General features: G+C 46.8%; 10 protein-coding genes. 8 read left to right on the forward strand and 2 right to left on the reverse strand.

Going from position 1 to position 11477, the window contains the following annotated elements; translation table 11 throughout:
• Positions 1 to 2: 2 nt before the first annotated feature.
• The 8 genes from LS482_RS15470 to rimO all read left to right on the forward strand — a co-directional run bounded on the left by LS482_RS15470 (position 3) and on the right by rimO (position 8509).
• Complete coding sequence (locus LS482_RS15470) at positions 3 to 341, forward strand: Hpt domain-containing protein (protein ID WP_233028414.1); 339 nt, start codon at positions 3 to 5, stop codon at positions 339 to 341.
• On the forward strand, positions 341 to 1588 hold the full coding sequence (locus LS482_RS15475; protein WP_233028415.1) for a competence/damage-inducible protein A: 1248 nt from the start codon (positions 341 to 343) through the stop codon (positions 1586 to 1588). The genes LS482_RS15470 and LS482_RS15475 overlap by 1 nt, the downstream gene beginning before the upstream one ends.
• A 76-nt stretch (positions 1589 to 1664) precedes the next feature.
• Entirely contained in the window at positions 1665 to 1901 is a 237-nt protein-coding gene (gene rpmB / locus LS482_RS15480; protein ID WP_233028416.1) for a 50S ribosomal protein L28, read from the forward strand.
• A gap of 25 nt (positions 1902 to 1926) precedes the next feature.
• Complete coding sequence (gene rpmG / locus LS482_RS15485; protein ID WP_233028417.1) at positions 1927 to 2109, forward strand: 50S ribosomal protein L33; 183 nt, start codon at positions 1927 to 1929, stop codon at positions 2107 to 2109.
• A gap of 40 nt (positions 2110 to 2149) precedes the next feature.
• Positions 2150 to 2302, forward strand: a complete 153-nt coding sequence (locus LS482_RS15490) for a DUF4295 domain-containing protein (protein ID WP_233028418.1) — start codon at positions 2150 to 2152, stop codon at positions 2300 to 2302.
• 147 nt (positions 2303 to 2449) lie between these two features.
• Positions 2450 to 3403: a signal recognition particle-docking protein FtsY gene (gene ftsY, locus LS482_RS15495; protein ID WP_233028419.1), complete on the forward strand. Its 954-nt coding sequence runs from the start codon at positions 2450 to 2452 to the stop codon at positions 3401 to 3403.
• A 453-nt stretch (positions 3404 to 3856) separates the two neighbouring features.
• Positions 3857 to 7093: a S41 family peptidase gene (locus tag LS482_RS15500; protein ID WP_233028420.1), complete on the forward strand. Its 3237-nt coding sequence runs from the start codon at positions 3857 to 3859 to the stop codon at positions 7091 to 7093.
• 102 nt (positions 7094 to 7195) lie between these two features.
• Positions 7196 to 8509, forward strand: a complete 1314-nt coding sequence (gene rimO, locus LS482_RS15505; protein WP_233028421.1) for a 30S ribosomal protein S12 methylthiotransferase RimO — start codon at positions 7196 to 7198, stop codon at positions 8507 to 8509.
• A gap of 50 nt (positions 8510 to 8559) precedes the next feature.
• Here the strand turns inward: rimO and LS482_RS15510 are convergent, their stop codons facing one another.
• On the reverse strand, positions 8560 to 9420 hold the full coding sequence (locus LS482_RS15510; protein WP_233028422.1) for an endonuclease/exonuclease/phosphatase family protein: 861 nt from the start codon (positions 9418 to 9420) through the stop codon (positions 8560 to 8562).
• 325 nt (positions 9421 to 9745) lie between these two features.
• Positions 9746 to 11476, reverse strand: coding sequence for a RagB/SusD family nutrient uptake outer membrane protein (locus tag LS482_RS15515; RefSeq protein ID WP_233028423.1), 1731 nt, complete (start codon positions 11474 to 11476; stop codon positions 9746 to 9748).
• Position 11477 lies beyond the last annotated feature (1 nt).

The following is an 11477-nucleotide window of genomic DNA, read 5'->3' on the forward strand; positions in this document are numbered from 1 at the left end:
ATATGCCTTACAACCTTGAAAAACTGGAAGAGCTGTCCGGCGGGGACAGGGATTTTATCGTCTCGGTGGTTGCTGTGTTCGTAGACGAAACCCCCGGAGACCTTCAGCACCTGGAACAAGCCATCAAATCCGGAGATTATGAAATGGTGTATAAACATGCCCATAAAATCAAACCCAATGTGGATTTGCTGGGCATGGAAGAAATCAAATCACAGCTATTGCAGGTAGAAGCACAAGCCAGGGAGAATGAAGGACTTCCCGTTATCGAAGAAATGTATGCGGCGATAAACGGACAGCTACAGGATGTTATCACGGAATTAAAAACCGATTTTGCGCTTTAATGCAGGCAGAGATCATTACTATCGGGGATGAGATCCTCATCGGGCAGATCCTGGATACCAATTCCACCTATATTGCCGGGGAACTGAACAGGATAGGGATTTCCGTATATCAGATCACTTCAGTACAGGACGAGAAGGAACACATCATGAAAACCCTTGCCGAGGCAGGGAACAGGGCAGATGTGGTGATCATCACCGGCGGGCTCGGTCCTACCAAAGACGACATTACCAAACATACCTTTTGTGAGTTTTTTGAAGATACCCTGGTTCGCGACGAAAGGGTACTGGCGCATATCGAGGAATTATTTGCCAGATACATCGATACGCCCATATCAGAACTGAACCGGCAGCAGGCCATGGTCCCTTCCCGGGCCACAGTATTGATGAACAGGTATGGTACAGCCCCGGGAATGTGGATGGAAAAAGGGAAAAAGATCTTTATAGCCCTTCCCGGTGTACCTTATGAAATGAAGGCCCTGTTACAGGAAGAGGTGCTCCCAGGGTTACAGGCTGCTTACCACAGGCCGTATATTCTTCATAAAACCGTTATTACCTATGGAATGGGGGAAAGCGCCATTGCCAATCTTCTCGAAGACTGGGAAAACAGTTTGCCTTCTTTTATAAAACTGGCTTATTTACCCAATTTGGGTAAGGTAAGGTTGAGGCTTACGGCCAGAGGGGAAAATAAGAAAGTGTTACAGGCGGCGGTAGATGAAAAGATTAAGGATTTGTACCCGCTTATTGGCGATGTCATTTATGGCATGGAAAATGATGCGGCCCTCGAAACCCTTATAGGGAAAGTCCTGACCGAAAAGAAAATGACCCTGGCCGTAGCGGAAAGCTGTACCGGGGGCAGGATCGCGGAACAGATCACATCGGTTCCCGGAACATCCGCCTATTTTCGCGGCGGGGTGGTGAGTTATGCCACCGAAGTAAAAACCGATGTGTTGCAGGTTCCCGGCGAACTCATAGACAAATACAGCGTAGTCAGTGCTGAAGTCGCCGAAGCCATGGCTGCAGGAGCCCGGAAGTTGTTAAAGGCCGACTTTGCCGTGTCCGTTACGGGAAATGCAGGCCCGGCCAAGGGAGATTCCGATGCCGATATAGGTACGGTATATATAGGAGTAGCTGCACCCGGAACGGTTTATGCACAAAAATTCAACTTCGGGAACCACCGGGAAAAAGTAGTGAACAAGGCGGCAAATAAGGCCCTGGAAATACTTTGGAAAGAAATTTTAAAAAATTGATTGCTCCTCTTGCCTGTGATGCAAAAAATTCGTTAATTTGCACCCTGTTTTTAGATAACACAAAAGTATAGAAGAAATGTCAAGAGTTTGTGAGCTGACCGGAAAAAGGGCAATGGTGGGAAACAATGTTTCTCATGCGATGAACAAGACCAAGCGTAAATTTAAGGTAAACCTTACCAAAAAGCGCTTTTACATTCCCGAAGAAGACCGATGGATTACTTTGAAGGTCTCTACTTCTGCATTGAAGACCATTAATAAAAAAGGGATAGCTGCAGTGTTGAAAGAAGCGAAAGCGAAAGGATATTACAAATAATCGTTTTTAAGAAAAGCTTAGAAAGATGGCAAAGAAAGGAAACAGAATACAGGTAATATTAGAGTGCACCGAGCACAAGACGTCCGGTATGCCTGGAACATCGCGATATATAACCACCAAGAACAAAAAGAATACTCCGGATAGGCTGGAGGTTAAAAAGTACAACCCTATCCTGAAGAAAATGACCGTTCACAAAGAAATTAAATAATTAGATATCTTCGTAGAAGATATCAAATAACGTTAGAGTCATGGCAAAGAAAACCGTAGCAACCTTACAGACCAAATCGAAGCGATTGACCAAAGCCATTAAAATGGTTAAATCTCCGAAAACAGGCGCCTATACTTTTGTAGAATCTGTAATGGACCCGTCAATGGTCAATGATTGGTTGAACAAAAAATAAAAGTTCACAACTTTTTATATATATCAGCTACTTTCATATCGGAAGTAGCTTTTTGTTTTTATATCTTTGGGGGAGCGATAACAGAATGAAGAAATAACTTAACAATTTGTTACCCTGAGCACGGGCAAGGGGCAGTAGTCAAACAACATGAACCTGTTTAAGAAAATATTTTCCTCGGAAAAGAAAGAGACACTGGACAAGGGGCTGGAAAAGACCAAGACCAGTTTTTTCGGTAAACTGAGCAAAGCTGTAGCCGGGAAATCCAGGGTGGATGACGAGGTCCTGGATAACCTGGAAGAGGTGCTCGTAACCAGTGATGTGGGGGTGAATACCACCCTGAAGATCATAGAGCGTATCGAAGAGCGCGTTTCCCGCGATAAATACCTGGGTACGGAAGAGCTCAACCAGATACTCCGCGAGGAAATTGCGGGACTCCTGTCCGAAACCAATGTCGGGGAAGCTACCGATTTTATCGTTCCTTCCGATAAAAAACCCCATGTGATCATGGTGGTAGGGGTAAACGGTGTGGGAAAGACGACTACCATAGGCAAACTGGCCTATCAGTTTAAAAAACAGGGGAAGAAAGTGGTATTGGGAGCGGCCGATACCTTCAGGGCGGCAGCCATCGACCAGTTACAGATCTGGGCCGACAGGGTAGAGGTGCCTATTGTAAAACAGAATATGGGCAGTGACCCGGCTTCCGTGGCTTTCGATACGTTGAAATCCGCAGTGAATCAGGAAGCCGATGTAGTGATCATAGATACTGCCGGAAGGCTTCACAACAAGGTAAACCTGATGAACGAACTCTCCAAGGTAAAACGGGTGATGCAAAAAGTAGTGGGCGACGCTCCCCACGATGTACTCCTCGTCCTTGACGGTTCTACCGGGCAAAATGCATTTGAACAGGCAAAACAGTTCACCAGGGCCACCGAAGTTACCTCCCTTGCCGTTACCAAGCTGGACGGAACCGCTAAAGGCGGTGTGGTCATCGGAATTTCCGACCAGTTCCGAATCCCCGTAAAATACATCGGTGTAGGCGAGGGAATCGAAGACCTCCAGGTATTTAACAAATACGAATTTGTAGATTCTTTCTTCAGGTAATAGTTTATTTTCGGTAAGCCCGTTTTGGTTGATACTCCGCTTTAACATTGTTTGTCCGGGATAAACGTGAGTGTTGAGGTGTTTAAGATACCGGTCTTATTTCACGTAGTAAGGACAACACATGGGGCATGCCCGGATATAGCGGACGATGCAAAAATTATTGTAACGTTATTAATCCGGAAATAAAAAGGTATTGTACGTTGCAGGTTTCAGGTTGCTTTCACTGTCACCGGAGCATCTTAAAATCATAGATCATAGGTCTCACAACTCATATCCAAAATCCAATTTTACTCCACGATTTTTTTGATCCTAACACATTCCGGAAGTCGGTATATTCTGTTTGTTAAAGTTTGTTAATAATACTGCTGTAAATGTAACAGTTTGTGCTTTTCTGCGTCTTTTTCTATTACTTTAAGGCATTTTTAAACTACTAACCACATAATCTGAAATTCTATGAAAAAAATTACCATGGTGATGGCGATCTGTCTTTTTGCAGGATCACTGTTTGCCCGTGAAAACGCACAATGGTTGCGGTATCCGGCCGTTTCACCGGACGGAGAGACCATCGTTTTTGGGTATATGGGGAATCTTTACCGGGTCAGCTCGAAAGGGGGGACTGCCGTACCCATAACGGTAGGCGATGCCTACGATATGCGCCCGGTGTGGAGCCGTGACGGAAAAACCATTGCCTTTGCCAGCGACCGTTACGGCAATTTTGATGTATATACCATGCCCGCAACGGGAGGGACCCCGGTACGGCTTACCTATAACAGCGCCGATGATTTTCCGTATGATTTTACAACAGACGGCAGTTCGGTGCTTTTCGGAAGCGGAAGGGAAGCGCCCTCCGGCAGTGTCCGCTTTCCGGGCCAGGGTTATTTCAGGAACCTGTATACCGTTCCTGTAAAAGGAGGCCGCCCCGTCCTTATCAGTGCAGCGGGGGCCGATGAAGCACATTACAATAAAGAGGGAACCAAAATCGTCTTCCAGGACCGGAAAGGGTATGAAGATCCCTGGCGAAAACATCATACTTCTTCGGTAACCAGGGATATCTGGCTGTATGATATTACCGATAACACGTATAAACAACTCAGCACTTTTCAGGGAGAAAACAGAAAACCCGTGTTCAGTGCGAACGGTGATGCCGTATACTACCTGAATGAAAAGGACGGTACACAAAACCTGTATAAAAGATCACTGGCTACAGGTGACGAAGAACAACTGACCGCGTTCACGGACTTTCCCGTACGCCATTTAAGCATTTCCGGAGCCGATACTACGGTATTTACCTGGAAAGGGGGTATTTATGTGCTCGCCCCGGGAGGGACACCGCGCAAACTGGATATCCGGGTAATGGACGATGCTGCTTTCCAGGTATTAAAAAACATGGATATTCACAGTGTAACGGAATTTGCGGTAAGTCCCGAAGGGAAAGAGATCGCTTTTGTAAACCGGGGAGAGGTCTTTGTAACCGGAATAGACGATGCCCGGACCAAAAGGATAACCGATACCCCCGAACAGGAACGAATGATAAGCTGGTCTCCCGACGGAAAGACATTGCAGTTTTCAGGTGAACGCGACGGAAGCTGGAATATCTATAAAGTCCGTTTAAAAAGACCGGACGAAAAATACTTTTACGCATCCACAGTCCTGAAGACCGAAGCCGTGGCAGCAACAAGTGCAGAAGAGTTCCAGGCGGAGTATTCCCCGGACGGGAAGAAGATCGCCTTTGTTGAAGAGCGCAATATACTGAAGGTGATGGACCTCGATACCGGGAAAAAAGTGACCGTATTTCCCGAAGGCCGTAACTATTCATACAGTGATGGCGACTGGTCCTATCAATGGAGCCCGGACAGTAAATGGTTGCTCGTAGACGATAGTAAGGGGCACTTTGTACGCCGGAATACGGCCCTTATCAAGGCCGATGGCACCGGTGATATCTTTCACCCGGTTAACGGAGGCTTTGGGGAAGAGGCCCCAAAATGGGCGCTGAACGGCAAGATGATAACCTATAAAAGTAGTCGTGAAGGAAGGAAATCCCTCGCTTATCAGGGCAGCAGGGAAGTGGATATCTATGCCGTGTTTTTCGATCAGGAGGCCTACGACCGTTTTACATTGAGCAAAGAAGAATTTGATCTCCTCAAAGAAAAGGAAGAAGAGGAAAAGGAGGAGGACGAAGAAAAGAAGGATGAAAAACCCGGAAAAAAGAAAAGGGACAAGAAAGAAAAACAGGCCCCCCTGGTACTGGACCTCGATAACCTGGACAACCGCAGGATAAAACTCACCATTAACAGTTCCAGCATCAGTGATTACGTGTTGAGTGAGGAAGCCGATAAACTGTATTACCTGGCCGCTTTTGAAAAAGGATATGACCTTTGGGTTACCGAACCGCGGACCAGGGAAACCAAAATACTGGCCAAGCTGGGAGGTAGTCCGAGCGGAATAGCACTCAGTGACGACGGGAAAACACTCTACCTGAGCAACAAGGGCAAGTTGGTTAAAGTGGATACCGAAAGCGGAAAGGTGGAAAACATTAAGATCGATGCCGATATGGAGGTAGATGCCGCTGCCGAACGCCGGTATATGTTTGACCACATGTGGCGTCAGGTAAAGAAAAAGTTCTACGATCCGGAGATTCACGGTATTGACTGGCAAATGTATCATGACGAATACGTGAAATTTCTGCCACATATTAACAATAACTACGATTTCCGGGAATTGCTGAGTGAACTCCTCGGAGAGCTCAACGCCTCACATACCGGAGGGCGTTTTTATCCGGACGGGGAAAACGGGGACCATACCGCTTCCCTCGGGTTGTTGTTTGACGAAAGGTACACCGGAAACGGAATCCGCATCTCGGAAGTTATTGCAGGCGGACCGCTGGACAATGCCAAAAGCAGGGTGAAAAAAGGGGATATTATTACAAAGATCAACGGTAAAACGATTGGCGCCGAAGAAAACTGGAATAAATACCTTATAAACATTAAGGATAAAAAAACCCTGCTCACGGTGAAAAGCGGCGGTACAACCTTTGAAGAAACGGTAAAACCGGTTGCTTCAGGGGCAGAGCAGAGGCTGATGTACAGGCGCTGGGTAAAGACCATGGAAAAAATGGTCGACTCCCTGAGCGGCGGACGCCTGGGATATGTACACATAAAGGGAATGAACGACGGCAGTTTCCGGGATGTTTATGAAAATGTACTGGGAAAGAACCTGGACAAGGAAGCCCTGGTGGTGGATACCCGGTTTAATGGCGGCGGATGGCTGCATGATGATCTCAATATGTTTCTCAGTGGTACGGAATACCTGAAATTTGCGCCTCAGGGATATGTGGTCAAAGGAGGGGAGCCCATGTCGCGCTGGACCAAACCGAGCATTGTGGTGATGAGTGAAGGGAATTACAGTGATGCTTTCATTTTCCCGTATGTGTATAAGCAGAACGGTATAGGCAAGCTGGTAGGAATGCCGGTGGCCGGAACAGGTACGGCCGTATGGTGGGAGCGCCAGATAGATCCTTCCATAATTTTCGGAATCCCCATGGTGGCCACTATCGGAAAAGAAGGCCGGCCCACGGAAAACCTGGAACTGGAACCGGATATCGAGGTCCCGCTGCCGTATATCGATTTTCTCAACGGCAAAGACCCTCAACTGGAAACGGCAGTTAAGGAATTGTTGAAAGAAATACAGTAATAAAGAAAGCCCGGTGTTTGCAGCCGGGCTTTTTAATTTCGGCACATGTTATAATATGTCATTCATCTTCACTACTTTTGCACTCCTAATACGTGCAGTGCAATGCGAACCAAGTCTCTGAAAAAGAATAAAATAAACGTTGTTACCCTGGGGTGTTCCAAGAATGTTTATGACAGCGAAGTACTTATGGGACAACTGAAAGCCGGAGGTAAGGAGGTTGTTCATGAAGAAGAAGGGAATATCGTTGTGATCAATACCTGCGGGTTTATCAACAATGCCAAGGAAGAAAGCGTCAATACCATACTGGAATATGTACAGAAAAAGGAAGAAGGCGATGTAGATAAGGTTTTTGTTACCGGGTGCCTCAGCGAGCGCTACAAACCCGACCTGGAAAAGGAAATTCCCGATGTGGACCAGTATTTCGGTACTTCTGACCTTCCGGTACTGTTAAAAGCCCTGGGTGCCGATTATAGACACGAACTCATAGGTGAACGACTCACGACCACCCCGAAGAACTACGCTTACCTGAAGATCGCCGAAGGGTGCGACCGGCCCTGTTCGTTCTGTGCCATTCCCCTGATGCGGGGAAAACACCGGAGTACGCCCATAGAAGAACTGGTAAAGGAAGCGGAAAAACTTGCCGAAAAAGGAGTGAAAGAACTCATTCTCATTGCACAAGACCTCACCTATTACGGTCTGGACCTATATAAAAAGCGGAACCTTGCCGAACTGTTGCGCGAGCTGGCAAAGGTGGATGGTATAGAATGGATACGCCTTCACTATGCTTTCCCCACCGGTTTTCCCATGGACGTGCTGGATGTTATTCGGGAAGAACCCAAAGTGTGTAACTATATCGATATTCCGCTGCAACACATATCCGACCCCATACTGAAATCGATGCGCCGGGGAACGACAAAGGCAAAAACGACAAAATTATTGCACGATTTCCGGGAAGCTGTTCCCGGTATGGCTATACGGACCACGCTCATTGTGGGGTATCCCGGGGAAACGGAAGAGGATTTTGAAATCCTGAAAGACTGGGTGAAAGAGATGCGTTTCGAACGATTGGGTTGTTTTACGTATTCACATGAAGAAAACACCCATGCCTACACCCTGGAGGACGATGTTCCGGAGGAAGTAAAACAACAACGCGCAGCAGAGATCATGGAGATACAGTCCCAGATATCGTGGGAACTGAACCAGGAAAAAACGGACAGGACTTATCGCTGTATCATAGACCGGAAAGAGGGTGGTTACTTTGTAGGCCGTACCGAATTCGATTCTCCCGATGTGGATAACGAAGTACTTATCGACGCCGCAAAACACTATGTGCGGATTGGTGAATTTACCGATGTTAAGATCACCGATGCTTCAGATTTTGACCTGTACGGTATACCGGTGAACGAAGTGCAATAAAATAACAAACCCCGGTATAACACCAGGGCCTGCCTTTCTATTTTCGCTGATTATAGCTTTGCTTTGACAATAACCGGGTAATGGTCTGAAGCAAATCGTTCTCCCCGTTGAATGTCGAGCACGTGGTGTTTGTATATTTTTATATTTCCCTTAAAGAAAATGTAGTCTATCACGTGATGCTTTTCCGGGTCGGGATTGATTTTCCAGCCGTTAAAAGTGAAATCCGGGCCATAGCTTTTTTCGGCCTTTTCAGAAGTATTGAAAATGTCCTCATCGGCATCCATTACACCGTAGGCTTCGGAGTCGGGAGTGGAGTTGAAATCCCCGGTAATAAAAGCGGGGAGGTTTCCGGCAATTTTCTTTACCTTCGAAGCGATCAGCTTTGCACTTTCTCTACGGGCCTGTTCGCCTTTATGGTCAAAATGGGTATTGAAGAAGAAGAAAATCTTTCCCGTGTTCCTGTCCCTGAATTTTGCCCAGGTTACGATACGCGGCAGGGCGGCATCCCAGCCGACGGATCCCACTTTTTCAGGAGTGTCGGACAACCAGAAAGTTTCGTTTTGAAGCAGTTCGAAACGATCTTTCCGGTAGAGAATGGGGGAAAATTCGCCCTTGGTCCTGCCGTCGTCCCTTGCCACACCTACATAGGCGTATTCCGGTAAAAGAGACAGGAGGTCCTTTAACTGGCTGTGGAGCACTTCCTGAGCGCCGACAATATCGCCTTCAAAGAACGAAATGCTTTCGGCAAGCCATTCCCTGCGGTGTTCCCAGGTGTTAATACCGTCGCCCGGATTGGCGTAGCGGATATTGTAAGAAAAAACAGTAAGCGTGGAATCGCGCTGTACAACAGGATTTCCCCGTGTAGCTTGCAGGAGAAACAGGCTGCAAAGTAATACAATGGTCTTTTTCATGGTTTTATTGGTCTCAATTTTAGGTTTAAAACCCTGCTCCCGATCCCGATATCTATCGGGATAACCGGGATTATTGCAGTGACTTTAGTTTCTATAAATTTTTTGTGTTATTCTATGGTTATTAGGTTACTGAGTTATTGAGTGTAGACTAAATACCCCAGTAACCATGGCAATTTCATTGCCTTTCTAAACCTCTGGACTTGCAGTCCATAAGTCTAGTTTTTTACGGAAAACCATCCTTACCGTTATAACCGCATGGATGGTGATTGAAATTCTCTATACAAATCTAAATAATAAGTGGTGAATTATTTCACGCTTTTGATGGTTACCATCCGGGATTTTGTTCCAGGTTAGGATTTAGTTGTAACTCTACCCTTGGAATAGGATAAAGATAATCTTTATTTTCGTCAAACGTACGATTGTTGAAATCCGGGTGCGGATCAATGAGGTTGTTTCCATCCAGAAAAACATCCGAACCTATTTTCAGGTATTGCACGCCATCAGTCTGGTTCCCTGGAGCGTCACCTTCATAAAGTACAATATCGATATCCCCGTCGCCTTCCAGATCGTATTCTCCCGCACCGGGAAGGTAAAGGCCCCGGAGCGGGCGGGTCAGTTTCCCGCCTTCTTTCCATCTTACGATATCGTCCCACCGGAAATCTTCCATATACAGTTCTATACGTCGTTCCCTGCGTATTTCCAGGATAACGCCCTTATTTTCCCCGCTCACATTAACGTACTGCGCTTCTATAAAGGGATCGGGATCGGCATTGGCCGCTGCCATTTGTATATTGGGCATACCCACGCGGTCGCGGATGGGCTTTATGGAAATATCCAGGTCGCCCTGTGTCAGGATTCCCAGTTCTGCTCTGGCTTCTGCATAGTTAAGAAGGACTTCGGCATAACGGAACAGCGGAAGGTCTGTGATCGACTCGTCATAGGTGTCATACCGGGGCTCGTTTACGTATTTTATGGGCTGGTATCCCGTAACCGTGGCTCCCATATTAGGAGGAAGTGTGATGCTTTCCCCCAACCGGGTATAACCGGGCGCCCTTACGGTTTGCGACAAACGGGGGTCCCTGCCGGTCATTTCTTCTGTGAACGGTATGGTGTTGTAACCGGGAGTATCGGTAAAACGGGAACCGTCGGCATTGAGATAGCTGTTTACCAGGTCTTTGGGCATTCCGGGCCTTCCGTAGGAAGATGTGGTCATGTAATAATTGGCCTTGTGGTCCACGCCCTGAGCAGTGATAAACTGCCTTGCCAGTATCATTTCGTCGGTGATAGCATCGTGCGAAGCAAAAAACAGCATGTAATCCTGTTCCGTATTACCAGTGCTGTAGATTTTATAAGGCGAATCGTTTATCATCTGTTCTGCAGCCTGGTAAGCAGCGGTGAGGTATTTTTCATAACCGTCCGTGCCCCGGTATTTCATATATGTACCTTCGTAAAGGCCTACCCTTGATTTCAGGGCAAGGGCCGTCCACTTGGTGATCCGGAACGCTTCTGTATTGTCGTTCAGGTTTTCAATAGCAAAGTCCAGGTCTTCCAGTATTTTATCCGTAATAAATTCCCTGGAATCCCTTGCCTGTTGCAAAGCTTCTTCATCCGTAGGGTCAATGGTTTGTTCATACCAGGGCACATCACCAAAACGTCTTACCTTGTCGAAATAAAACCAGGCCCTGAAAAACCGGGCCACACCGCCAAAGTGTTTTTTGGCAGATTCGTCCTGGCATTTCTCATAATTTTCCAGGAAATAGTTGATGTCCCGGAGGTATTCCCAGGACCAGCCGCCTCCAGTAGTAGGAACGATCCGTGCACCTCGCATCTCCTCGCTCAGGGATGTTTGTATGATGTTATCGGCAACCCGGTCGCCGTTATAGATGCCTTCTTCGGGAAACATCCTGTAGAAATTATTGGTGTATAGTTCGAGGTCACTGGCCTTGACAAAAAAGTTTTCGGGAGAAACATCGGAAACAGGGTCCCTGTCCAGAAGATCGTTGTCACAGCTCCATGTAACCAGTATAAGCAACAGTATTGTGTTTATTTTTTTCATC

Origin of the sequence: Sinomicrobium kalidii (assembly GCF_021183825.1) — a bacterium.
Classification (GTDB): domain Bacteria; phylum Bacteroidota; class Bacteroidia; order Flavobacteriales; family Flavobacteriaceae; genus Sinomicrobium; species Sinomicrobium kalidii.

Bases quoted from the DNA above. Each gene is read 5' to 3' on its own strand.
- LS482_RS15470 (WP_233028414.1), top strand. From the start codon at position 3: ATGCCTTACAACCTTGAAAAACTGGAAGAGCTGTCCGGCGGGGACAGG.
- LS482_RS15475 (WP_233028415.1), top strand. From the start codon at position 341: ATGCAGGCAGAGATCATTACTATCGGGGATGAGATCCTCATCGGGCAG.
- rpmB (WP_233028416.1), top strand. From the start codon at position 1,665: ATGTCAAGAGTTTGTGAGCTGACCGGAAAAAGGGCAATGGTGGGAAAC.
- rpmG (WP_233028417.1), top strand. From the start codon at position 1,927: ATGGCAAAGAAAGGAAACAGAATACAGGTAATATTAGAGTGCACCGAG.
- LS482_RS15490 (WP_233028418.1), top strand. From the start codon at position 2,150: ATGGCAAAGAAAACCGTAGCAACCTTACAGACCAAATCGAAGCGATTG.
- ftsY (WP_233028419.1), top strand. From the start codon at position 2,450: ATGAACCTGTTTAAGAAAATATTTTCCTCGGAAAAGAAAGAGACACTG.
- LS482_RS15500 (WP_233028420.1), top strand. From the start codon at position 3,857: ATGAAAAAAATTACCATGGTGATGGCGATCTGTCTTTTTGCAGGATCA.
- rimO (WP_233028421.1), top strand. From the start codon at position 7,196: ATGCGAACCAAGTCTCTGAAAAAGAATAAAATAAACGTTGTTACCCTG.
- LS482_RS15510 (WP_233028422.1), bottom strand. From the start codon at position 9,420: ATGAAAAAGACCATTGTATTACTTTGCAGCCTGTTTCTCCTGCAAGCT.
- LS482_RS15515 (WP_233028423.1), bottom strand. From the start codon at position 11,476: ATGAAAAAAATAAACACAATACTGTTGCTTATACTGGTTACATGGAGC.